We start from the raw sequence: 24,686 nt of genomic DNA on the forward strand, positions 1-24,686 counted from the left end.
AAGCTACAGGATCGTTCGTCGCAGACCGCTTGCCCGCAACACCTGACGCTCGACGCCCGCGCGAATGGCATCCTCGGTACCGATCACCCGCACGTGCTGTCGCGCGCGAGTGATGGCGGTGTAGAGCAACTCTCGGGTCAGTAGTGTCGATGCCTCGGCGGGCAGGAGAACCGACACGGTGTCGTACTGACTGCCCTGGCTGCGGTGGATCGTCATTGCGTACACCGTGTGAACCGACGAGAGCACGTTCGGGTGGATCAGCACATGGCCGCGCCCGCGCGCGAACGCGGCCATCGCGGTTCCGTTGTCTCCCAACACCACAACTCCGGTGTCGCCGTTGTATATCCGCGCTTCGTGATCGTTTGCCGTCACCAACAGTGGCTGACCGGGGTACCACAGTGACGGATCGAGAAACGTTCCGCTGTGCTCACCCACCCACTCCATTGCCTGCCGATCCCAGCGTGCAACACCCCATCGGCCCTCGCGGTGCGCGCACAGCAAGCGATGCTTCTCCAGACCCAGAAGCGCCGCCGGCGCATCTCCGGCTACTGCGGCGGCGGTGACTTCGGCTGCAGTGTCGATCACGTCGGACCGCAGCGCATCCACGTCGTCGGGACCGTGGAAGGAGATTTCTCGAGCGCCGGACTCGAGCAGCGCCATCACGTCGTCGCCCCGACCGTCTCGCACGGCCACGGCCAACTGAGCGATCGCCCCGCCGAACCGTCTGCCTCGACTGAGCCGAACGACGCCCCCGCGCAGTCGGTCTCGCTCGAACGGGCTCAGGGCGGCCTCGGCCGGATCCTCGGCGGCGGCGAAATCCTCGTCGACGAGCTGTGCCAGCACCGGGTTCTCGGTACCGGTGACCGGCCGGGCCACGAGGTCTGCCAGCACCGCCCCTGCGTCGACCGACGTCAATTGGTCCGGGTCGCCGACCAGGATCAATCGTGATTCGGGGCGGACGGCTTCGAGCAGTCGGCACATCATCGTCAGCGACACCATCGAGGTTTCGTCCACGACGATGACGTCGTAGGGCAGCCGATTCTCCCCGTCGTGCCGAAACCTCGTCTTGCTGCCTGGCTTCCAGCCCAGCAGCCGGTGCAGTGTCATCGCCTTCAGGTCCACCGGCAGTCCGAGGAGCTCCGCCTGTTCGGACACCGACTCCTGTAATCGGGCGGCGGCCTTACCGGTGGGTGCCGCCAGCCCGATCCGCAGGTCGCTTCCGTGTTCCCGGACGAGCAGCGCCAGAATCCGAGCCACCGTGTGGGTCTTACCGGTTCCCGGCCCGCCTGCGATGACTGTCGTCCATTGAGTCGCCGCCAGGGCTGCAGCTATCCGCTGACGGTCGGGAGCCACAGTGGGGACACCCGATTCGTCGATGAACAGCTCGGTCAGCGCACGGCCGATCTCGGCGGCATCGGACGGCGGGTGAGACTGCGACCGCCGGTCGAGAACATCACGAACGATGCTCTCCTGCAGGTGGTATCGGTCGAGATACAGAAGTTCACCCTCAGCGGTGTCGATCAGTTTCAGCGGTGTCAGCGGTCCGTTCGCACTGCCGAGAACCAGAGGACTGACTCTCAATGCGCCGAGGACGTCCGCGAGATCGGGCCACGGTAGCGCGGCCGGATCGATGTCGGAATCCTCGTCCACCGTCACATCTCGCAGTCGTCGCAGATCGAGGCACACCGATCCCGATCGCACAGCGCGCACCGTCAACGCGGCGGCCAACAGCACATGCTCCGACGCCTCTCCGGCAAGCGCACCCAGACGCAATGCCACGTGCACGTCGGCAGCCGTGAGTACACCTGCGTCGTTGAACGTGCGCAGAAGGCCGCTGCCGCGCAGTGCGGTCGTCACGCTCGTCATCGATTCGCCTTTCCGGCAAGCAGATCCGAGAGCTCGACCACCAGCGCCGCGGACGGATTCCAGTCGAACACCCCGCACCCGGTGGGAGTCTGCGGTCCCACCATGCCCCGCACGAACAGGTACTTGACTCCGCCGAGGTGTTCCTGCGGGTCGTAACCCGGTTGGCGCCACCGCAGATATCGATGCAGCGCAACGGCATACAGAATTGCCTGCAGTGGATAGTGCGAGCGCATCATTTCCTGCGCCATCTTCTCCCGAGTGAAGTTGCCTGTCGTCAGGTCACCTCGGGCGAGCCGGTTGGTCTTGTAGTCCACCACGACGTAACGCGGTCCCGGCACTCGGAGAACCGAGTCGATACTTCCGGTGAGGAAGCCGCGCAGCGGTGTCTCGTCGATACCGTCGAGCAGATCGGGGTAGGACGCGAGCGGATCAGCCGCATCGAGGTGCCGACGCATGAGCCGCGCGACGGATTTCAGAGTGACGGTCGCGGCCACCGGATCGTCCCCGCCGGCCAACGGAAGCTCGAAGTCCAATTCGGCCAGATGGTCGGAGGGCGCAATGTCGGCAAGTGTTCCGAAGCCCAACGGCGTGTGCATCACCGGGAGCAGGGCTGCGGCCAACGTCACCGGATCGACCTCGGCCATCCGCGACGCGACTGCTGCACTGCAGCGACGCTCGAGTTCGACACGCAAGTCGGGAGCGGAGGTGTCCACGTGCTCGAGCGCCTCGTGCACAAGCGTTCCGAATGCGGCACCGGCAGGCATGCCGTTCATCGGTGACTCGATTCCCTCCAGCCTGGGATCCTCGGGGTAGTCACTGTCGGATTGGGGTTCGGCCGGCTCATCGGTCTTCTCGGGATGCTCGGCCTCGCTCGTCACCCCCACCTCCGGCTGAACGTGTGCGGCGTCGTGAGCGTGAGCTGTCAACGCGGAGTATGACGTTCGACGCCACAACAGGTCCAGCTTTCGATCGAATCTCGCGGCGGCAACATCGAGCAGTGGTTCCTCGGGCCGCGCCCAATGCTGCGTGGACGCTGCACCGGGCCCCACCGGTTCGATGGAGATGAGGTCGGCTGCCGAGCCGACCCAGGATTGGAGCCGGTTCGCGGTAGTCGCATCGTCGAGAACCTTGTATGTGGGCTCCGGTTGCGGAATTCCAGGTATGCGGCCGAACAGCATCCGGTGCAGCGAGGACGTCGCAGTGTTCCGCCCTGGTGCCCACCACAGCACGATCTGACTTTCGGCACGAGTCAGGCCGACATACAACAGTCGCAGTTCCTCTCCTGCTTCCTCCTGGTCGTTGATCATCTTCCTGGCCGCGTAGCCCGCTCCCGAGGGCCCACCGACGTCTCGAATCCGGTCGCCGTTCTCGTGCAGCAGGAGCGTCGACGGCTTGCTGAAGAACAACGTGTCCCAGGCGTACGGCAGGTAGACGACGGGGAATTCGAGCCCCTTGCTGCCGTGTGTCGTCATGATCTGCACTGCGGCGGAATCGCTGTCGAGTCGTCGGCTGCGGTCGCTGGATCCACCGGCTGCCGGTTCCTTGATGCGGTCGGTCAGCCAGCGAGTGAGTGCGGTGATTCCCAACGACTCGGATACTGCTGCGCGATTGAGCAATTGGGCGATATGCCGCAGATCGGTCATGGTCCGTTCGCCCGCGTCGACCGCGAGCAGCCGGGCGTCGAGTCCGGACTGGGCCGACACCCGCTCGAATACTGCGGCGAACCCGGCGTCGTCGAAGAGGATCGAATACTCGCGCAGTCGGCTGCTCACCTGGGACAGGGCGTCCTCGGCTCCGGAGTCGAGCTGGGCGGCAGTCCACCCGAGCAGCGGGGTCAGAGCGGCAAGACGAACGCGGTCGGTGCGATGCGGTTGCTCGATCGCCTGCAGCAGCCACAACCAGTGTCGGGCACTCTCGGTGCCGAACACGCTGGTACTGCTCGAGACGACCGACGGGACGCCGACCGAATCCAGCGCATCTCGAATCAGCGCCACCTGCTTGGTAGTTCGGGTCAGCACCGCGACGTCTCGCGGTTCGATCGCCCGGGGGCCGTCCGGTCGGTCGATCGTGGCACCGCTGGACAGTAGCTCGACGATGTCTGCCGCGACATCGGCCGCGACCTTGGAACGCAGTCGATCGACCGCCGGAAATCCCTGTTTCAGCGGTCCTGCTCCGGTTCGCGGAAGATAGCGCAGCCGCAACGGAGTATGTCCGACCATTCGCGATGGTGGATTTCGAGCTTCGACACGATGAACAACGATGTCGTCGTGTCCCAGGGCTGCGCCGCCGTAGAGATGGTGCAGCGCATCGAGTAGCCCGGAATCACTGCGCCAGTTGGCAGTGAGCTCGTACAGATTGTCCGCCGATTGCACCGCATCGAGGTAACTGAGCACCTCTGCCCCACGGAAGGCGTAGATCGCCTGCTTCGGGTCGCCGACGAGAATGAGCGTCGTCGATCCGTGAAACGCCCGTCGCAGAATGTCCCACTGCATCGGATCCGTGTCCTGAAACTCGTCGATCAGTACCACTCGGAACCGGTCTCGCACTCGCGCACAGGCCGCCTCACCGTGCACGGGATCGGACAACACCGAATGCAGGAGTCCGAGCAGATCGTTGTAGTCACGCACCCCGAGCAGCCGTTTGCGACGTTCCAATTCCCGCCGTGCCTCGCGCGCGAACCGTACGCGCAGCGCAGGCTCGCGGTTGCCGTCGTCACCGTCGAGGTTCTCTATGTCGGGGTACAGAATCGACTGCTGGTCGCCGACGGCGGACGATGCCAGCTGGTGCGCATCCCGCCTGCTGAATGCAGGCGCTTCGTCGTCGCCGCTGAACATCTGCAGGTAAAGGTCGTCCACGACCTGCTCGAGCAGATCCGACACGGATTCGACGAATGTCGATTCCGGTTCTCGTTCCCCTGCGATCCCGAGCCCGTCGAGCATGCGTTGACAGAAGCTGTGCGTGGTGACGATGGTCCCGGCATCGAAGTCCGACAGCGCCTTTCGTAGTCTCCTGCGACGTCGATCCACCTCGGCGTCGTCGGCCGAAGCCAGGAACACCACCAGTGGATCCCGTTCTGCGCGAGCAGCTTCCGGGTCTGCAAGATGCTGTGCGATCGAGGCGAATCTGCTGCGAGTGCGATCACGGAGTTCCTGCGTGGCCGCCCGGCTGAACGTCACCAGAAGCAGGTCGGAAATCTCCGCGATGCCCTCGGCGATGTAGCGCGCGGCCAGTCCGACGATCGCGTAGGTCTTGCCGGTACCGGCGCTGGCCTCGAGCACGGTGGTTCCGGTCGGCATCGGTCCGAGGAGGTCGAACCCGTGGGTGGCGGTCATGCGTTCCCCATGTTCTCGGCTGTCAGCAATGGGTCCCACAGCGTGCGAGCGAGAACACCGAAGCGGCTCGTTTCGTTGGACGGCTCGGTTTCGTCGGAGAGCGGTGTTGCGGCCAGGAGTGTCTGGAACGACAGGGTCGGACCGTGTATGTACCGCAGCGAGCGATCGTTACCGTCGCCGAAGTCCCCTCGCCATGACCAGCCTGCCGAGTCGTAACCGTCCTCGATGGATCCGCCGCCGAACCGCTTCTCCGCGTAGGCCGACGCAGTGTCGGTCGATATCGGCAGCGGCGACGTCAATCCTCGATCTCGCAGATTCACCAGCACACGCAGGGTGGCAACAGGGTCGTGTGGTGCCGTCAGTCGCGATCGACGAGGAGGCCGAGTGCCACTGGCCCGTCCGATGGTGACGGCGCTCCAGTCCCCCGGCTCGGATGCGGCCACCGCGAGCAACCGCACCCATGCGGCCAGTCGGTGCTTGGCGGCGAGGCGAGAGTAGGACGAACGCGCCAGAACACGGCCGTGAATTCCGGTGACGGTTCCGGTCAGGCGTCGTCCATCACCGAGATCGACCGCAACATCGGTGGTGTCGACCGGGCCTTCGTGGAAAGGCGCGGCCGCGTCGGCGATGATTCCGACGATCTGCCTGATGTCGGACATCTCGCGTCGGCCCTGATGAAAGGGCGGAAGAGTCCCGCGGCGCCATTCGGCGTCGGCGAATTCTCCGATGTCTCCGCCCGCGAGCACCGCGGCAAGCATCCGATCGCCGATGTTCCACCGAGACAACGGGTCCAACTCGATGTCGAGGCTGTCTGCCAGGTCGTCCTCGAGCTCGGGAACGCGAAAGCCGAGCCGTTGGCGGAGAAACGCCTGCGCAGGGTTCTCGACGAAGGCGATCACATCGGCGAGTTCCACATCGCCTCGGTCTGCCGGCGGGAGCGCTGCGGGCAGGAACGGCGGCACGGGCAGGGGCGCACGCTGCTGCGAGACCGCTCCGGCCAGTGCAACGGTGTCGAAACTGAACGGACGTTCGGCCTCGAAATTGTGAGGGTCGAACGGCTGCAACGGATGCCGATGTTCGACGCTTCGGCCCGCGGTCACCTCGAGCACGTCCATGAGTTCGCGCAGCGGGATCGCGGGAGGCTTGGCCGAACCGTCGACGGGGTCTGCACCGGTGTAGAACAGGAGGAGCTTTTCCTCGGCCGACATCACCGCGTCGAGCAGCAGTTGCCGATCCTCGCTGCGAATGTCTCGTTCGCCGAGGGCCGGGTCGCGGGCGAGGATGTCATCTCCGTCGATACTTCCCACTCGCGGGAACACCTCGTCGTCGAGCCCGAGGAGCACCACCACTCGGTGCGGTACCGATCGCATCGGAACCATGGTGCACACGGTCAGCTCGCCGGTACGGAAGTTCGCTCTCGTGGGTCGTCCGGCCAGTCTCCTCGCCAGCATGGCGCGCACGTCCGCCAGTCGCAGCTCCACCGACCCGCCGTGTTCGGTGGCGTCGGCGATCTCGCGATGTGCTTGTGCCAGTTGCCATTCGTCGGCAGTGGGCACGTCGGCGAGCAGGTCGAGTGCGCGGCCCAGTTGCCGCGTCCACTCGGTCACCGACGCCGGTCCGGTAAGAGATCGCAGTACCGAGGCGAGCCGATCGACCAGCTCGGCAAAACGGCCGGCGAGGGCGATGTCGTTGCTGTCGACATCGTCCAGGGGTAGGGCTAGGTCGAGGTATTCGTTGTGGGTCTCGTCGGCGGCGACGCCCAGGAGGATGCGGTCCAGGGCAGATTTGAACGTGTTCTGCCGAAAGCCGTTCAGACCGAATGCTTCTCGTTGCCTCACCGTCAGACCCCAGCGCGCACCGGAAGTCGTCACCCATTCGCGGAGTCGCTCGAGGTCGTCGTCGCTCAGCGTGAACTTCTCGCGGACTGGACCGCTGGCGGCGAAGTCGAGCAGCTCGCTCGCCGTGACACGGCCTTCGGAGAAGTCGAGAAGAGTCGCGATGACGTCGAGCACGGGGTTGGTGCGGCGTAGCCCCCGATCGGCGAGTCGCACACGCAGGCGGTGTCCTGGATGCACCAGCGCTGCCTGCCCGAAGTTGGCGCGAATCAACGGCGCGTAGGTCTCGACGTCCGGGCACATCACCAGCACGTCCCGCGGTTCGAGCGTCGGATCACCTGCGAAAAGATGCAGCAGCGACTCTCGTAGAACCTCGACCTGCCGGGCGGGTCCGTGACAGGCATGGATCTGCACCGTGTCATCCGAAGCCGTGTCATCCGGAGCCGCCACGTGGTCGCCGGATTCCGTTGCAGTAGTGGGCAATACGTCGGCAGCGATATCCGATTGAATCCGGCCCAGCAGGGTGTTCGCGATCTCGGGGCCCTCGTGGTGGACGGAGTGCGCCGCGAGAGATCCGGTGGTGGCCTGCAGCTCGCGAACGTCTCGAGACAGACTGGCCAACAGCGGATGCTCGACGGCAAGGGCCGTCGCGTCGTCTCGTCGCCGCGTCACCGCGGGAACGTTCTCGAGCGCCTTCCACATGGACGGGCTGGGATGCGGAACCCAGATGTGCACCTCGCGATGCTCCGAGAGCGCACCGAGTATGTCGAGTTGGTCGGTCGTCAGTCGGGTGGGCCCGAACACCGACAACCGACTCGGCAGGTCCACCGAGTCCGGTGCATCCCTCAGCCGAGCGCACGTCTCGGGCAGCCGCTCTGCGGGGCTGGGACTGCCGATCCGCTCCCGCACCAGTTTCCACACGCGCGGCTGCCACAGCAGGTCGTCGTCGAGGTGGCCGCCGAGGCCGTCGGTGAATCGGCCGGCGAACCAATCACGAATCATTGCAGGTCGTTGAGAACCGTACGCACGGAACAGCTCTGCTACGTGAGACGCCGTCGACCAGCGACGCCCCACACGGTGGTCCTCGGACCCCGCACCCAGATGCTCGAACAGCACCGCCGCCCACGGTTCGGTGCGGCACTCGTCGATAACACTCAGAGCAGTCCAGAGCACTCGGCCCAGGGCCCAGGGATCGTCATCGGGGTCGATGTCGTCGACCGCACCGACCGCACGTGCGACCAACCTGGCCGGGCTCGGAAAATCGATGTTCGCGGCGATGCCGTCACCGTGCGGACTGCCCAAGGTGCTCGAGAGTCGTTGGGTGAGCCACCGCTCGACACCCTTCGCCGGAACCGAGACGATCTCGGGTGTGAAGGAGTCGTCCAACGGCAGGGACAGAACATCGGCCAGCGCGTCGGCAAGGGTTCCTGCACGCTCTGCGCGGTGGAGCGTCAACACCGTTGCGATCCCCTGCCTGTTCGTAGCGGAAAGCCCGATTTCGGACTCGTGACGACCCTACTCGAGCCTGGCGACAGGTTCTGCGCGATGAGTCCGGCCGCCGATCCCGGTCAGTATCCGTGAACCCCTTGCCCAAGCGAAGGAGAACGACATGTTCGAGCATGTATTTGCAGTGATCGCGGTACGCGATATCGGTTCGGCCGCCGACTGGTACGAGCGGCTGTTCGATCGGCCCGCTGACAACAACCCGATGCCAAGTCTGGTGGAGTGGCAGGCCGCACCCGCTGCATGGGTGCAAGTCACCGTCGATCCCGAACGAGCAGGCGCGTCGCAGTTCAACGTCGCCGTCGACGATCTAGAATCGTTCGTCGCGTCGGCGCGCTCACGTGGGGTCGATTTCGGCGACATCGTCGACGCGAACAAAGGCGTTCGACTGAGCACCGTTGTCGATCCCGACGGCAATTCGATCACCGCGATCGGCGGCTTTCGCGAACGCTATTGATCGATGCGGTTACCGTCGTCAACCCACCAACCGTCGCGTCAGGTCAGCGCTCGAGCGGGAGTACGCGACCAGCATGATCAGTTCGACCGATGGCCGCGCCGCCTTCACAGCCACCACTTGCTGAGTGACTGCGTCGTGCATCGGCCATCCGAAGGATCCACCGGATATCAACGGAAATGCGATGGACTTCAGATTCATCGACGCAGCGAGGGCAAGACTTCGGGCGTAGCACGAGCGCAGCAACTCAGATCTGTCCTCGTGCGGGGAGTAACGCGGACCGACGGTGTGGATGACACAGTCGGCTCGCAATCTGCCGGCGGTCGTCGCGACGGCCGCGCCGACGTCGAGGCCGTGCGGCAGGGTGGTGGCCCGCAGTGCCTTGCATTCCGCGAGGATCGTCGGCCCGCCGGCCCGGTGGATAGCACCGTCGACCCCGCCGCCGCCGAGCAGACGTGCGTTGGCGGCGTTCACGATCGCGTTGGCCGCCACATCCGTGATGTCACCCTGAACGACGTCGATGATGGTCATGAAAGTCCCTTCACTGCAATAATGTTGGAGGTAATTCGATCCAGATCGTCCGCGCGAAACCCGGGGTAACCGTGGACGATGTTGCGCCATTCGCTCGGTACGGCCGAGGCTCCCCAACGCGCTCCGAGGAGTCCTCCGGCTATGGCTGCTGTGGTGTCGGTGTCGCCGCCTGCACGAACGCACAATTCCAGAGCGGCAGACAATGGCCGTTCGGCGTCGACGCTGCGATGAATTGCCCACCACGCAGTCTGCAGTGCGTGCACCACCCAGCCGTTGTTGGAAAAGTCGGCGGGTTCCCCCACCTGTGCCTCGAGAACCAGCGGCCGCCAGTAGTCCCGCACCTCGGCGGCAGCCTCGTCGAGGAACTCGGCAATGCCGTCGTACGTACCGTGCAGAACTGCGTATCGGATTGCGTGACTCCACAATTGACACGCCTCACCGGCCCGTGGGTCGGCATGGGTCAGGGCACTGATTCGCGAGGCCGCCGCCAGACAGCCCGCCGCGTCGTCGAGGTAGGCCAGCGCGACGGGCGCGGTACGCATCAGCGATCCGTTGCCACCGGTTCTCCCCGGCAACGACGCTGCCACCGCCGTCATCTCGGCGCCGGTGCGTGTGGTCTGCGAGAGCACGGACCGTGTTTGATTTCCTACGTCGGGAGGGTCCTGCGCGAACCATGCGCGAAAGTTCTCGGCAATGTCGTCGACTTTTCCGCCGGTTTCCTGTGCTCGCGCGACGCACACCGCCATCGAGGTGTCGTCGGTCCATTCCCCTGGAGCCCAATCGAACCGCCCGCCCCCGATCATGTCGATCTCGGTCTCCGGAGAGGGATATCCGAACTCGTAACCCGCGCCCAATGCGTCTCCTACTGCGGTTCCGAGCAGAACGCCTCTCGCTCGATCGTGCTGAATGTCGCTCAACTGCATGCCTACCCCTTAGCTCGATGTTGATCTAAGCTTAGATCATATTTACGCTAAGATGCAACACATGACCTGGCGAGACCGAGACGGCAATGCGCTGACCGACTACCCCCGCCCCTCCGTGGCCGTCGACGTGGCCGTACTGACCGTCCGCGACAATCGATTGCACGTGGTCGTGGTTCCGACCGAACGGGGTCACGCTCTACCGGGCACGTTCCTGCGACCCGAGGAGAATCTCGCCGACGCAGCAGACCGAGCGCTGCACACCAAGGCCGGCATCGTCGATCTCACATTTCACCAACTGAGAATGTTCGACGCCCCACATCGGGACGACCGTGGATGGGTTCTGTCGATGGCACACAGCGCCGCGGTCTCGACCCGATCACTCTCTGCGACACATGAATTCGTTCTGATCGCCAACGGAGAACCGGCGTCACCGCTCGCCTTCGACCACAGCGAGATGGTGACCGAAGCCGTTCTCGAACTGCGTGAACGCTACGCACGCGAGGTGGATCCCGCGCTGCTGATCGACGAGGAATTCACACTTCTCGAACTACGCGAGCTCTACGAGATCGTGTTCGATCGATCGCTCCCGAAAGACACGTTTCGACGCCATGTATTGGGCTCCCTCGAGGGGACGGGCACCACGTCGGCCGCGGGCGGCGGGCGGCCGGCGGAACTGTATCGCCGTCTTCCGAGACCGACTCTTCCCCCGTCGGCCGGCGCGTTCCTGCTCGACTGACGCATGGACCGACGAAACTGGACATCCCAGCAGATAGGCTGCCAGTCATGGGATCGAAGCGGCCTGCCAACCGCGGACAGAAGCGTGCAGAAAAGACCAAGGCCCGGCAACGGCGTCATCAGCAATCTCGGCCGGCTCCGTCCGGGGCCGCCGGCGAACGGATCGCCGACCTGATCGACGGGTTCGTGGAGTGGCTCGACGACAGCGAGATGTCGGAACAGTCGGAGGCGATCTCACGGCTCGTCTCGTCGACGCTCACCCAACTCTCCGGAGCACGGAACGGATTCTCCCCCAGCGCCTGGCTGCCCGCCGACGCACACCTGCTGGTGGACGCCGCGGAACGCATCCTGCAGGAGGAGTCCGAGACGGCCGAGGACACCGCGGTCAATCTCGTACTCACCTCCCTGCAGTACCTGACTTTCCTCGACGAGACCGACCTTTGGGACGGAACGCCCGAGGACTACGCGCACTGCATGGAAGATCTCTCGGACTTCCTGGAGGGCGACGAGCCCGACATGCTCGACGCCGACGACATCGACCTTCCCGACGTGTCGCTCGAACAGGAACTGGCGGCCATCTCGGCGCTGCCACTGCTGCCGGCACTGGACGACATAGTCGCTCGGGTCGCCGATGGGCTGTCGGTCTCGGACGATGCCGATCTGCAGCGCGCAGCCGGTTCGGCTCCGTTCGATCCCACCGAAGTGGGCTCGGGCGTCGCCACGGTCGACTACTGGTCGACGGCCATCGCGACAGAGTTGATTCGCGTCGACGGTGACACCGCGAGGCCGGGCGACAATGCGCATTCACTGGCCGGTCGGGGCGCGGAGACCGTGCACGAACTGGTAGCCGAACATGTGCGGGTGCAGCTGTCGGGAGATGCCGACGACCCCGACGTGTCGCGGTCCCTGGCCAACACCTTTGCTGTGCAGACGTTGCTCGCCGCCATGACCGACGAGCTCCCGGTCAACAACGAGGGCGAGGACTACGCCGATCTGGAAGGCGAGGATCTACGTACGGCCCAGTTGATCGATCACCGTGTTCGATCGCTGATCGACCAGGGCATTCTCGTCAGGATCGAGGAAGTGCTGGCCGTTCCGCACGCTCTACGTCCGGCGGTGTTGGACGGCGTGGCCGAGGCGCAGCCTTTCGGTGCGATCGACGACGATTCTCTCGACGACCCACTGGAGCGATCGCCCGAGGATTCGGCATCGTCGTGATCGCCCCCGCGAGCGCCGAGATCGTGTCGGTGGTCGCCGCTAGCGTGATCGTGTCCGCGTTACGTCAGCGCGATCTGGGTAAGGAGCCGACATGAGCGATTCACTCGAGTTCGACTTCGACGTCGATGCCGCCTGGATGCAGTTCCAGCGCACGCTCGGCGACTACGTCAGCGCCATGCGCGACGGCGATGCATTGGTGATCGAATCGCGATACGACACCACCGACGGCATCCCGGACACCGCCGCCTGTGTGCAGTTCTATGCCTGGGATCTCGATCGGGTTCGCTGCGAGATCCCAGCGAACGAACACCTGCACAGCAGCCGGGCCATCACCGGCGAGCAGCGAAAAGCGTTGAATGCATTGGGTTTTCGTACCTCCTTCGATTCCGGTCCGACTGCCCCGCATGTGGATCGCAACCGATCGTGGTCCGACGATCTGGCCAAGAAGACCGTTGCGGTGTTTCGTGACATCTGGGGCCTGCCGCACCCGTCGTTCCTGAGCTCACGCGCCACAGGGCGATACGACGTGCCCAAATTCGACCCTTCGACCTCCGAGCCGGATACCACCGTCGTTCCGCTGTGCGTGCAGCCCAAAGGCAAAGAACACCTACAGCAGCTCGTCGACCGCGCACTCGAGCCTTGGTTCGGCTTCCCGCCGGACCATGACCCCGACGGCGACATTCCGCTGCGATTCGTGGGCGGCACCGCGTACGTATCGGTCAAACCCACCGAGCCGGTGGTCGAGATCAACTCGACGCTCGTCCATGCCGTGACCGGTCGCACGCGCGCGGCGGAACTGTTGGTCGACCTGAACCTGCAACTCCCGGATGTGATGCTGCACCTGGTTCAGGACTGCATCGTCGCTCAGGTACGCGTCAGCGGGTCACCCTTCGTTGCCGACCACCTGCTGTGGGCAGTGCGCATGCTCAGCCACGTGTGGGAGCAGGTCGACGACAAGTTCGCCGAGGATTTCGGAGGCGTACTCGGGGAGCCGACGCCGCCCCCGGTCGAAGCGGAGGACTTCCCCGGCGGTCTACTCGAACTCGTCGGCCTACTCGCCTGCTCCGAGGACGAAGCGCTCGACCTCCATGCAGTTCTCGAGTGTTGCTCGTCCGATCGCGATGTCGTCGTGTCGTACCTCCGAATCAGCGCAGAACGAGAAGCGTCATGGCGTGGGATGGCGGTGGCCGCGGATCTGGGCGACGAGCACTGCGACGTCGACGAGGCAGATCGGGAAGCAGCCAACTGGGCCCGGGCCGTCGCCGCCCTCCGCGACGTGCTCCGCAGCACTCCCGAGCAGGTCACGCCGGTGGTCGATCCGTCGGCGATTCAGCTCCAGCTGTTCGAGACCGACGAAGTGGCCGAGGTGTCCGAAGAGCGTTCGGACGACCAATAGACCACCGCTGATCGGAGTCTCCTCGACACGCTTCCCTTTTGTGTTAACTAGGGTTACATTAACCCCATGTTCGCACTTCGTTTGGAGAAGCCATGACACTGACGACAAGCACTGCGTCCGTTTCGGTCGATGCCGACACTGCGGACGAGCAGCAGTACGTCGAGACACTCACGTTGCTGTCCGAGGGTTCGGTGCACAAGCATTTCGACCCCTACGTGGACATCGACTGGGAGTCCGAGAAGTTCGCAGTACCTGCGAACGATCCACGATGGGTACTGCCGGCCAAAACCGATCCGATCGGCGGCCACGCCTGGTACCAGGCGCTTCCACTCGACAGGCAGATCGAGATCGGCATGTGGCGTCAGGCCAATGTCGCCAAGGTCGGTCTGCAGTTCGAGAACATTCTGATCCGCGGCATGATGCAGTACGTATTTTCGCTGCCCAACGGCTCGGCTGAGGCGCGCTACTGCACCCACGAATCGATCGAGGAGTGCAACCACACCCTGATGTTCCAGGAGATGGTCAACCGCGTCGGTTCCGATGCACCCGGCATGAGCAGGCCGATGAAGATGCTGTCTCCGTTCGTTCCACTGTTCGCCACGCTGCTGCCGGAACTGTTCTTCGTCGGCGTTCTCGCAGGCGAAGAACCGATCGACCACATTCAGAAATCGGTTCTGCGGTCCGGTGACGACATCCACCCGATCATGCAGAGCGTCATGGCCATTCACGTGGCCGAGGAAGCGCGACACATCTCGTTCGCGCACCAACTGCTACGTCGTCGAGTCCCCAAGATGTCCAAGGTGGGGCGGTTCTTGCTCTCACTGGCATTCCCGATCACGATGCGCATCCTGTGCGACGTCATCGTCATTCCACCGAAGAAGTTCTGGACGAAGTTCGACATCCCGAAGCAGGTGAAGAAGGACCTGTTCTGGGGTACTCCGGAATCGCAGCACGCGCTGCAGGACTACTTCGGTGATGTCCGCATGCTGGCCACCGACACCGGCATGATGAATCGTGCGGCTCGTCTGATGTGGAAGATGTGCGGAATCGACGGCAAGGCCTCACGTTTCCGTAGCGAGCCCGATCGCAGCTCGAGCCAGTTCGCCGCATAGCCCTCTCGACACCCCACGCGCCAGTTATCCGTACAGCAGCGCCCGCCGTCAGGAACCCCTCATGCCCCACGTCGTCACCCAATCATGTTGCAGCGACGCGTCGTGCGTCTTCGCGTGTCCCGTCAACTGCATTCATCCCACCCCCGACGAGCCGGACTTCCTGACGGCGGAGATGCTGCACATCGACCCGCAATCGTGTGTCGACTGCGGCGCATGCGTCTCGGCCTGCCCGGTCGACGCCATTGTGCCGCAGGCGAAACTGACCGAGGCGCAACTGCCGTTCCTGACGATCAACGCAGACTTCTACAAGCAGGAACGCCCGCCTCGGCCGATCCTGGCACCGGTCACACCGGCTGCATCGGTCTCGCGTGATCGTCAGCCCCTCCGAGTCGCGATTGTCGGATCCGGACCGTCGGCGATGTACGCGGCCGACGAGCTACTCACCCAGCCGGGCGTGAAAGTCGATGTCTACGACAGACTCCCGCAACCACACGGCCTCGCTCGTCTCGGTGTCGCACCCGACCACCAGAAGACCCGTCAGGTATCGCGCCTGTTCGAGACCATCTCCGCGCAGGAGGGATTCACCTTCCACCTCGGTATCGAGGTCGGCAAGGACATCACCCACGACGAGTTGATGGACACCCACCACGCCGTCATCTATGCAGTCGGGGCATCGTCGGATCGGGAACTCCGCATTCCCGGTGCCGAATTGCCGGGCCGCAGTTCGGCAACCGATTTCGTCGCCTGGTACAACGGCCACCCCGATCATGCGCACCGCACATTCGATCTCTCGCACGAACGCGCCGTCGTCATCGGCAACGGCAACGTGGCACTGGACGTCGCCCGCATCCTGACGATGGATCCCGAAGCGCTCGCCCAGACCGACATCGCACCCCACGCCCTGGACGCACTGCGCCACAGCGCTGTTCGCGAGGTCGTCGTCGTCGGCCGGCGAGGCGTAGCCCAGTCCGCATTCACCGTTCCCGAGTTCGCCGGACTGCTCACCGTCCCCGATATCGATCTGGCCATCGACCGTAGCGAACTCGCACTCGATCCGGTGACGGTGCGCCTCGCTGGAACCAACGACCTGCCTCACGCCGTAGCGCAAAAGTTGCAACTGCTGCGACACGTCGACGAATCCCCCGACTACAGCGCCGGCCGTAAGCGCATCACGCTGCGATACCTGCTCTCCCCCACCCGCATACTGGGCACCGATCGTGTGACGGGCATCGAGTTCGAGCGGATGGGTCTGACCGCCGACGGTGACGACGTGGTGCGCAGCATTGCGACCGGTGAAATCGAGACCCTCGACGCCGGACTCGTGCTCACCTCCATCGGCTATCGCGGAGTTGCGCTGCCCGGGGTTCCCTTCGACGATCGCGCCGGAATCATTCCGAACACCGGCGGCCGGGTATTGCAGGAATCCGGTGGGCAGACGTCGGTCGGCAGCTACGTCACCGGTTGGATCAAGCGCGGCCCCTCGGGATTCATCGGCACCAACAAATCTTGCGCCCAGGAAACCGTCGGACATCTGGTCGACGACTTCAACGCGGGTCGCCTGACTGACCCGATCCAATCGCCCAGCTCTTGGCCCGGCGAGTCGAACAGAGGGCCACTGCGACGCTCGCGAGAGATGCTGTCGACGTTGCGCCGGTCCTGACTGCTCACCCCCGTTGGGATCAATGCGCCCACCAGTCACTCCAACTGCAACAAAGCCACATTCATTCAGGTGACGAGGGCCTCGAGGCCGCGGAAAGCGGCTCGAGGTTGAACCGTCTACCATCGGGGTAACTTCACCCATCGGCCACCGAACAGCGGCGGGCCTACACCTCGAGGAGACCGAGATGCCGGGCCTACGTCGCACTATCGGCAGAGCCGCTGTCCCAATTGTCGGTATTGCCATGGCTCTGACCTGCGCTGCACCCGCGCAAGCTCTGCCAACACCCGCTGACCTCGCCGACGTGCCATCCCGGACCTCGATTTCGTACGAACATGTGCCCACAGGTACTTACGTAGGCAGTCCGGAGGACAATTCCGCGCGTCCCGGACTATCGACGGTCAAGCTGTACATGGCAGACTACGTCGTTCGCTTCGGAGACGGTTCTCCGCGCGATCGCGACCTGGCCGCTCGCATGGTCCAGGTGAGCGACGACAGCGCCGCCTCCGTACTCGACAACAAGTACCCACAGGCCATCGATGAAACGGCGGCGGAGTTCGGGCTCACCTCCACCTCGCGGGGCGGCTTCTGGGGCAGTTCTTACACCAGCACAGCCGACACCGTGCGATTCCTGGCAGCCAAGAAACGCACCGATCCCGCCAGCCCCGTTCTGGCCTGGATGACCACGGCCGCTCCCGTGGCACGGGACGGGTTTGCCCAGAACTGGGGTACCTCGCTGTTGCCGGGCGTGATCGGAAGCAAGTGGGGATGGGCCGACGACCGATCGAGCGTGGTCGCGTCGGCGTCGATCGGCGCTGATTTCGTCGTTGCATCCAATACATACGGAGCGACCCGCTCCAATACCGACGATGTCTTGGCCACGCTCGGCGATGTCGAGTTGACGGCACCGCCCGCCCCCGCTCCTGTTCCGAACCTTCCCGTGATTCCAGGCCTGCCGACCGTCGAAGAACTGCTCCAGATGCTCGCCCCTCGCTGACACGTTCGAATAGTCTGTCGTACCCCTCCCCTACTCTGCGATTCACCGAAAAGTTCGGGGACCACACCGGGGGACGTGGAGGGGACGACGATGAGTCGTATCGATCTGGACAGCTTTTTCAAGTGTTCGCGCGCAACCAATGTGCGGGACGGTGCTGATCCGAACGAATTGCTGGACAGCGGAATCGGTTTCGCCCAGTTGGGGTCGTCGGCGAAGGACATGACCCAGCTGATCGCGGAACGCCTGTCTGCTGCGGACGATACGGACCGAGCAAGTTCGGTGCACAATCGCGCGGCGAAAATACTCGACGACGCTCTCGACGTGGCCTTCGAGAAGGGCTGGCAGCCTGCCGAACTGGTACACGTAACGCGTCAGAGCGCCGGAGGCGACGGCGCGGTGGTCATGATCGAGGCCATAGGCGCTCACGCGGCGCGAAGTTCTGCCGACAGCCTTGCTCCGGATTCCTGGCGAGATCAGTTGTCCGAGCTGAACGTCGAATCTGCAGGCGGCACCACCGCTGACCGTCTTCGGCGATGGCGTTCGTACAACCGACGATCGTCACCGCAGTCGTGGTACACCCTGTTGCTCGTACTCGGCTGTGCGACATGGCTGTTGCCCATCGAAAGCCTCCTGCCCCCTCCGGCTGAATGGACATCACGCACCACGCCTGCCGGTCCGCGGCAGGCGGCGTACTCGAAGATGCTCGGCAAAATACGGGGATTACTGGCCAAGGCCGAGTCGACGCAATTCCCCGCTGAAGCCGAAGCATTATCGGCCAAGGCCCAGGACCTGATGACGCGCTACGCGATCGACAGCGCGCTTCTCGATGCGGAGAACCCCCGCAGCTTGATCGACGATGTCATCAGTCGTCGCATCATGGTGAGCAATCCATACTCGAAGGCCAAGTTGCTTCTGCTGCACAGCGTATGCACGGCCAACGGTGCCAGAACAGTGTGGAAAAAGAAGTACTTGTTGGCCACCATGATCGGTCTTCCCGTCGATCTCGACCTGTGCGAGCTGCTGTACACCTCGTTACTGGTCCAATCGGCCCGCGCACTCGACGAGGTCGGCGAATCGCCGACCTCGCGGACTCGCAGCTTCCGTCACGCATTCTTGATCGCATACGCCCACCGAGTCGGCGAACGATTGCACGACGCGCGCACGCGAGCTACTGCAGCCGCAACGCAACAACACGGATCGGCCCTGGTGCCGATCATGGCTGAGCGATCCGATGCCGTGGACCGTGCCTACGCTGCCCGGTACCCGTCGACGAAAACGATCACGTTCGGCAGCGGAAATACTCAGGGGTGGCTTGCCGGCCGCGCCGCCGCCGAACGCGCCGACCTGACCGGTGGGCGCGAACGTATCGACAAATCCGATCTGGCCTCGTAGTGCGCGCTACATTGGCTGACATGACCGGCCTGGATACTCCGCTGACGCCACTTCGCTTCCTCGAACGCGCTGCGGAGGTTCATCCCCACAAGACCGCCGTGGAGGATGGTCCGCGCACTTTCACCTACGAACAGTTCGCCGCTGCCGTCACCCGTCTCGCGCATGCACTGCGCGCGTCGGGGGTCGGGCACGGCGATCGAGTGGCCTACATTGCGTCGAACTCGGCGGAGCTGCTGTTCGCGCATTACGCGGTGCCACTGGCCGGTGCCGTTCTGGTCGCGATCAACACCAGGCTCTCACCGGACGAAGTTCGCTACATCTGCGATCACTCCGGTTCGGTACTGCTCGTGGGTGATTCGGCACTGCTGGCCGGGCTCGGAACAGATCCCATCGCAGATTCGGTCACCGAGATCGTCGAGACTCCCTCGGTGGACGGCACGTACGACAAGCTGCCACACACCACGCGGTACGACGCATTCCTGGAACGGGGCACGGACGACCGGATGGAGTGGGAGGTCGACGACGAGACGTCGACCATCACGATCAATTACACCTCGGGCACCACCGGCCGACCCAAGGGCGTGATGTACACCCACCGCGGGGCGTACCTCAATTCCCTGGGAGAACTGCACCACCAGGGATTCGGCGTCGACACCCGTTATCTATGGACTCTGCCGATGTTCCACTGCAACGGATGGTGCACCACGTGGGCGGTCACGGCCGCGTCCGGCACGCACGTGTGCCTTCGCGGAGTACGAGGCGATGCCATCTGGTCGGCCATCGACAACGGTGTGGATCACCTTGCCGGTGCGCCGACCGTGCTGACCACTCTCGCCACTGCTGCAGAGGCACATTCACTCGATCGACCGCTGACCATCGTCACAGCGGGAGCTCCTCCGAGCCCGACGATAATCGCCAAGATTCGCGCACTGGGAGCGACGCTCGTACACGTCTACGGACTCACCGAAACCTACGGCCCCTATTCGGTGTGCGAGGCGAAGCAGGAATGGCTCGAACTGGACGCCGACGAACAGGCTCGTCGATTGGCTCGGCAGGGAGTCGGCATGCTCACCGCAGACCGTCTGCGCGTGGTCCGCGACAAGCCTGGTCCCGGTGGAGTGTTGATCGATGTCGAACCCGACGGTGCCGAAATGGGCGAGATCGTCATGCGCGGCAACAACGTCATGAAGGGTTACTACAACGACACCGCCGGAACGACACAAGCTTTCGCGGGTGGCTGGTTCCATTCCGGTGACCTCGGCGTGATGCATCCCGACGGATACGTGCAACTACTCGATCGCGCCAAGGACGTTGTCATTTCCGGCGGCGAGAACATCTCGACCATCGAGGTGGAGCAGGCATTGGCCAGCCATCCTGCCGTCGCCGATGTTGCGGTCATCGGAGTACCCGACGACAAGTGGGGCGAGCGGCCGAAAGCATTCGTGGTGCTGACACCCGGTGCGGACGCCTCGGAAGCCGAGCTCGTGGCGCACGTGAAATCTGCCATCGCGTCGTACAAAGCCCCGCGCACCGTGGAATTCATCGTCGAGCTGCCGAAGACATCGACCGGCAAGATCAGGAAGAAGGAGCTGCGCGACGCCGAGTGGGGCACGTCCGCGTCCAAGATCAACGGGTAGCCCACGAGGTCACGCCATCTGCACACCGGCAATTTCGGTAACGCCGCCCTTGCCGTCGAACGACAGCTGTCTGAACGCGACTTTTTCGACGAAAAACCTGTCGTGGCTCACCAGAATCACCGCGCCGGGAAACGCCATCAGTGCGCGTTCGAGAACCTGAGTGCTCTGCAGGTCGAGGTGGTTGGTGGGCTCGTCGAGCACGATCACTCCGGCCCCGAACAACAGACACTGTGCCAGCGCCACACGAGCCTTCTGTCCACCCGACAGGACGCCGATCTTGGTCTTGAGGTCGAGCTCGGAGAACTGCAGCAACGTGAGGAAGCGGTGTACTTCCTTCTTGGTTGCGGTGAGCGCGAGGCTGCCCGGCATCGCGTTGACCGAATGCGAGACGGTGTCGTCCAGGTCGAGATCCGCGAGCACCTGGTTGTAGTAGATGAACGACGGCGCTTTGGTCTTCCACTTGATCTTGCCGCTGTCGGGTTGCTCGGCACCGACGAGGATGTCGACGAGCGTTGTTTTTCCGCAGCCGTTCGGCCCGGTGATCGCAATCCGATCACCACGATGGACGGTGAACGAGATGTTCTCGAACAGTCGTTGCTCGCCATAGCTTTTCGAGATTCCCGTGATCTCCGCGAGGTTGTCGTGTACGTGCAGTCCGCCGTAGATGGCGGTGACAACCGTGTCGACCGGGCGGGGGCTCTTGCTCTTCTTGATGTTCGCCAGTCTTCGCTTGAGCACGCCGCTGGGGTTCTTCACTGCTTCCTTGCGATCGCTGATCGCCTCTTGCTCGTAGGCCAGCAACTGTTGTTCGTTGCTGAATTCACGTTCGAGGTTCTTGAGTCGAAACTGCTTCTGCTGCACGTATTCCGAGTAGCTACCGTCGTACGTCTGCAGGTGATGATTCTCGATCTCGACGATGCTGGTGACGACCTGCTCGAGGAACGCGCGGTCGTGCGAGACGACCAGTAGCGCACCGCGGAAATCTCGTAGCCACCGTTCGAGCCACGCGATCCCGGCAACATCGAGGAAGTTCGTCGGCTCGTCGAGCAGTAGGACGTCCGGGGCCTCGATGAGGATCTTGGCCAACGCCGCGCGGTTGCGCCACCCACCGGACAGTCGATCGACGGGAAGCTCACGTCGTTCGGCATTGAATCCGAGCATCGACAGCACAGTGTCGATCTGCTGATGGTAGGTCCAACCACCGCTGTTCTCCATGGCGTCGAGCAGTTCGGCCTGGCGATCGACGAGCTTGTACATCTGCTTTTCGTCCAGGTCACCGCCCAAGGCGGCCTCGACCTCGGCCAATTCGGTCTCGATGTCGTGAACGGCACCGAACAGCGATTCCAGCTCGGCCTGAATGCTGCTGTCGCCATCGAGTTCGGAGAATTGCGAGAAATACCCGATTCGAGCGCCCTCGGTGACGTCGACCGTTCCGGAATCGGGTGTCTCACGCCCCAGAAGAAGCTGCAGGAGCGTGGTCTTGCCCGTTCCGTTCCGACCGATCAGACCGACGCGATCGCCGTCCGCGAGACGAAAGAACACCTCGCGCAGCATCACCTTCTGGTCGTATCCTTTGGCGACGTCGTTCAAGCGGATCCAGCTCAAGCGTTCACTTCTCCTGAAACACGGGTCCGCTGAGTCGTCGAACCGGGCTCGCTCACTCTAGCCGCGCTTCGCCCTGCGCCTTTCACGTCGAGCGTTCTGATCGCACGCTCGGAACATTCACTTGCCGGTGATGGTCGCGAGCGAATCGACCGGTGGGGACACCACCACGGGATCGCGACCCGACCACAGATCCAGCACCGCTTTGGGACGCGCCAACAACTCTCGTGCGTAGTTACGCACCACAGCCAGCGTGTTGCAATCGATGCAGTCGGCAGTCACGCCGTCGACCTCCAGATCCATGTCCTCGCACAAGGCGACGGCACGCGAGACATGGAGGGGTTGACTGATGATGAGGCCACGTTCGACGCCGAACGTCTCTTTCGCCCGAGCGCACGTGTCGATGCCGTGATCGTCGCCGATGATCATGGCGGGGTCGATGCCGTGCTCGATCAGATAGTCGGTCATGGCCTGAATTTCGTTGCCCGAGTTGCCGTCTGCGTCGCCGGAGACCAAAATCGCTTTGATCTTTCCGGTGTGCATCAACGTGATCGCGGCGTCGAGGCGTCCAGCGAGAAACCGCATCGGCTTACCGTCGCGCACCTGGGCACCGAGCACGATCGCAACGGGCGCGTCCGGTGCGTCGTCGACGTCGTAGACCTTGCCCGCAGTCGTATACGCAACCCAACCGGCCGATGCCAGGACGACCGCTACCAACGCTGCAACGAGGGCGGACACTGCTTGTAGAAGTCGCCGGACCAGTCCTCGGGGTGTTGCTTTCGTAGTCATGATCTCGTTTCATCGGCGGCAGAGAACTCAACGTATCCGATCGACGCGGCGCATCATCGGTACCGCGGTACACCCACATCGATTCCACAATGAACCCTCAGAAGAACCCCTGCCCCGCTGCCCCGAATGTCCGACGAGTACCGTCTTACCAGTGAATCCGCTGCTGACCTCTCGACGCTACGTCGACTTGCGTCTGCAAGCCAGCGCTACCTGTTGACGGTCCTCTAGACCTCAACCTCTCCGTCGGGCATGTCGGCCCGACGAGCATTCTGCCGCACACCTGATGTCGGCACTTCTTCGTTTTCGAAAGGCATAACCATGTCTGCGCCCAGCGCTACCCGCACGCGCCGTGTCCCTACCTGGGCAACCGCGTTCGGCCCACAGATCGTTGCCGGCCTCATCCTTGGCGTCGTATTCGGGCTGATCGCCCGATCGATGCCCGATGCTGCCGACGGCAACGAAAACTGGTTGGTCGGCACTCTGTCGACCATCGGTTCGAGCTACGTCAAGCTGCTCACCGTTGCGGTGATTCCGCTGGTCTTCACGGCAATCGTCAGCTCGATCGCCAACCTTCGTGAAGTCACGAATGCCGCCCGCCTCGCCATTCAGACGCTGTGGTGGTTCGCCATCACGGCGTTCATCGCCGTCATCATCGGCATCGTCATCGGGCTGGTCGCGCAGCCCGGCTCCCGAACCAGTGCGGGAGCGGAGTCGGCCGGAGATCCGTCCAGCGTCGGGTCCTGGTGGTCGTTCCTCACCGGTCTGGTGCCGAACAACTTCCTCGCGCTCGGCGCGAAGACCACGGTGGCCGAGAGCGGTGCCGCGACCACGTCGTTGAGCTTCAACATTTTGCAGCTGCTGGTCATCGCCGCAGCGATCGGAATTGCTGCGCTCAAGGTCGGCAAGAAGGCCGAGCCATTCCTCGCGTTCAACGCCTCGCTGCTGGCCATCGTCCAGAAGGTGTTGTGGTGGATCATCCGCCTGGCACCGATCGGCACTGCTGCTCTGATCGGTAACGCCGTGGCCACCTACGGCTGGGATGCGATCGGTTCGCTTGGCGTGTTCACCGTGTCGATCTATATCGGCCTGGCAGTCGTGTTCTTCGTGGTGTACCCGTTGATCGTTCGCGCCCATGGCCTTTCGGTGCGCAACTTCTATTCGGGTGTGTGGCCGGCCACGCAGCTCGGCTTCGTGTCTCGCTCGTCGATCGGAACTCTGCCGCTCACCGAGCGTGTGACCGAACGCAACCTCGGCGTGCCGCGTGAGTACGCATCGTTCGCCGTGCCGCTCGGAGCGACGACGAAGATGGATGGTTGCGCGGCAATCTATCCCGCGATCGCGGCCCTCTTCGTGGCTCAGTTCTACGGCATCGATCTCACCATCACCGATTACCTGCTGATCATCGTTGTGTCTGTGATCGGTTCTGCGGCCACAGCAGGAACAACAGGCGCGACGGTGATGCTCACTCTCACACTGTCGACGCTCGGATTGCCTCTCGCCGGTGTAGGCCTATTGCTCGCGGTGGAGCCGATCGTCGACATGGGTCGCACCGCAGTCAACGTGACCGGTCAGGCTCTCGTGCCGACCATCGTGGCCAAGCGCGAGGGAATCCTCGACCTCGAGCGCTACAACGCTCCGCGAAACGGCGATCCCTTCGTCGACGAGGAAGCGGAAGTGGAACTCGCTCGCTGACAGAGCATCTGGATA

General features: G+C 63.8%; 17 protein-coding genes. 10 read left to right on the forward strand and 7 right to left on the reverse strand.

Features of this window, described 5'->3' with window-relative positions; genetic code table 11:
- Positions 1 to 3 precede the first annotated feature (3 nt).
- Genes recD through recC form a run of 3 tightly spaced genes read right to left on the reverse strand, consistent with a single transcriptional unit; the run spans position 4 to position 8,491 of the window.
- Positions 4 to 1,866 carry an exodeoxyribonuclease V subunit alpha gene (recD, locus tag AC5WEY_RS21085; protein ID WP_495647379.1) on the reverse strand — a complete coding sequence of 621 codons (1,863 nt, stop codon included), beginning with the start codon at positions 1,864 to 1,866 and terminating at the stop codon, positions 4 to 6.
- Positions 1,863 to 5,198, reverse strand: coding sequence for a UvrD-helicase domain-containing protein (locus AC5WEY_RS21090; protein ID WP_495647380.1), 3,336 nt, complete (start codon positions 5,196 to 5,198; stop codon positions 1,863 to 1,865). The genes recD and AC5WEY_RS21090 overlap by 4 nt, the downstream gene beginning before the upstream one ends.
- The gene (recC, locus tag AC5WEY_RS21095) at positions 5,195 to 8,491 is read right to left on the reverse strand and encodes an exodeoxyribonuclease V subunit gamma (RefSeq protein WP_495647381.1); all 3,297 of its coding nucleotides are present in this window, start codon (positions 8,489 to 8,491) and stop codon (positions 5,195 to 5,197) included. The genes AC5WEY_RS21090 and recC overlap by 4 nt, the downstream gene beginning before the upstream one ends.
- A 151-nt stretch (positions 8,492 to 8,642) precedes the next feature.
- Between recC and AC5WEY_RS21100 the strand changes: the two genes are divergently transcribed.
- Positions 8,643 to 8,993, forward strand: a complete 351-nt coding sequence (locus AC5WEY_RS21100) for a VOC family protein (protein ID WP_495647382.1) — start codon at positions 8,643 to 8,645, stop codon at positions 8,991 to 8,993.
- An 18-nt stretch (positions 8,994 to 9,011) separates the two neighbouring features.
- Here the strand turns inward: AC5WEY_RS21100 and AC5WEY_RS21105 are convergent, their stop codons facing one another.
- Both AC5WEY_RS21105 and AC5WEY_RS21110 read right to left on the reverse strand, forming a co-directional pair.
- On the reverse strand, positions 9,012 to 9,521 hold the full coding sequence (locus AC5WEY_RS21105) for an O-acetyl-ADP-ribose deacetylase (protein ID WP_495647383.1): 510 nt from the start codon (positions 9,519 to 9,521) through the stop codon (positions 9,012 to 9,014).
- Positions 9,518 to 10,444, reverse strand: a complete 927-nt coding sequence (locus AC5WEY_RS21110; RefSeq protein ID WP_495647384.1) for an ADP-ribosylglycohydrolase family protein — start codon at positions 10,442 to 10,444, stop codon at positions 9,518 to 9,520. The genes AC5WEY_RS21105 and AC5WEY_RS21110 overlap by 4 nt, the downstream gene beginning before the upstream one ends.
- A gap of 61 nt (positions 10,445 to 10,505) precedes the next feature.
- On the opposite strand from AC5WEY_RS21110, the gene AC5WEY_RS21115 reads away from it, so the two are divergent.
- The 8 genes from AC5WEY_RS21115 (at position 10,506) to AC5WEY_RS21150 (ending at position 20,588) form a co-directional block, all read left to right on the forward strand.
- Positions 10,506 to 11,180, forward strand: a complete 675-nt coding sequence (locus tag AC5WEY_RS21115; protein WP_495647385.1) for an NUDIX hydrolase — start codon at positions 10,506 to 10,508, stop codon at positions 11,178 to 11,180.
- Between the two features lie 47 nt (positions 11,181 to 11,227).
- The gene (locus AC5WEY_RS21120) at positions 11,228 to 12,397 is read left to right on the forward strand and encodes a hypothetical protein (protein WP_495647386.1); all 1,170 of its coding nucleotides are present in this window, start codon (positions 11,228 to 11,230) and stop codon (positions 12,395 to 12,397) included.
- A 91-nt stretch (positions 12,398 to 12,488) separates the two neighbouring features.
- Positions 12,489 to 13,793: a T3SS (YopN, CesT) and YbjN peptide-binding chaperone 1 gene (locus AC5WEY_RS21125; RefSeq protein ID WP_495647387.1), complete on the forward strand. Its 1,305-nt coding sequence runs from the start codon at positions 12,489 to 12,491 to the stop codon at positions 13,791 to 13,793.
- A gap of 92 nt (positions 13,794 to 13,885) precedes the next feature.
- Positions 13,886 to 14,905 carry an AurF N-oxygenase family protein gene (locus AC5WEY_RS21130; RefSeq protein ID WP_495647388.1) on the forward strand — a complete coding sequence of 340 codons (1,020 nt, stop codon included), beginning with the start codon at positions 13,886 to 13,888 and terminating at the stop codon, positions 14,903 to 14,905.
- A gap of 61 nt (positions 14,906 to 14,966) precedes the next feature.
- Positions 14,967 to 16,565 carry an FAD-dependent oxidoreductase gene (locus AC5WEY_RS21135; protein WP_495647389.1) on the forward strand — a complete coding sequence of 533 codons (1,599 nt, stop codon included), beginning with the start codon at positions 14,967 to 14,969 and terminating at the stop codon, positions 16,563 to 16,565.
- A 409-nt stretch (positions 16,566 to 16,974) separates the two neighbouring features.
- On the forward strand, positions 16,975 to 17,559 hold the full coding sequence (locus AC5WEY_RS21140) for a serine hydrolase (protein ID WP_495647390.1): 585 nt from the start codon (positions 16,975 to 16,977) through the stop codon (positions 17,557 to 17,559).
- Positions 17,560 to 17,649: 90 nt separating this feature from the next.
- Entirely contained in the window at positions 17,650 to 18,951 is a 1,302-nt protein-coding gene (locus AC5WEY_RS21145) for a DUF2786 domain-containing protein (protein WP_495647391.1), read from the forward strand.
- Between the two features lie 20 nt (positions 18,952 to 18,971).
- Positions 18,972 to 20,588: an AMP-binding protein gene (locus tag AC5WEY_RS21150; protein ID WP_495647392.1), complete on the forward strand. Its 1,617-nt coding sequence runs from the start codon at positions 18,972 to 18,974 to the stop codon at positions 20,586 to 20,588.
- Positions 20,589 to 20,597: 9 nt separating this feature from the next.
- Here the strand turns inward: AC5WEY_RS21150 and AC5WEY_RS21155 are convergent, their stop codons facing one another.
- Both AC5WEY_RS21155 and AC5WEY_RS21160 read right to left on the reverse strand, forming a co-directional pair.
- Positions 20,598 to 22,193, reverse strand: a complete 1,596-nt coding sequence (locus AC5WEY_RS21155) for an ABC-F family ATP-binding cassette domain-containing protein (protein ID WP_495647393.1) — start codon at positions 22,191 to 22,193, stop codon at positions 20,598 to 20,600.
- A 117-nt stretch (positions 22,194 to 22,310) separates the two neighbouring features.
- Complete coding sequence (locus AC5WEY_RS21160; RefSeq protein ID WP_495647394.1) at positions 22,311 to 22,979, reverse strand: SanA/YdcF family protein; 669 nt, start codon at positions 22,977 to 22,979, stop codon at positions 22,311 to 22,313.
- 318 nt (positions 22,980 to 23,297) lie between these two features.
- Between AC5WEY_RS21160 and AC5WEY_RS21165 the strand changes: the two genes are divergently transcribed.
- The gene (locus AC5WEY_RS21165) at positions 23,298 to 24,671 is read left to right on the forward strand and encodes a dicarboxylate/amino acid:cation symporter (RefSeq protein ID WP_495647395.1); all 1,374 of its coding nucleotides are present in this window, start codon (positions 23,298 to 23,300) and stop codon (positions 24,669 to 24,671) included.
- Positions 24,672 to 24,686: the final 15 nt, after the last annotated feature.

The organism is Rhodococcoides sp. S146-33, assembly GCF_059489205.1.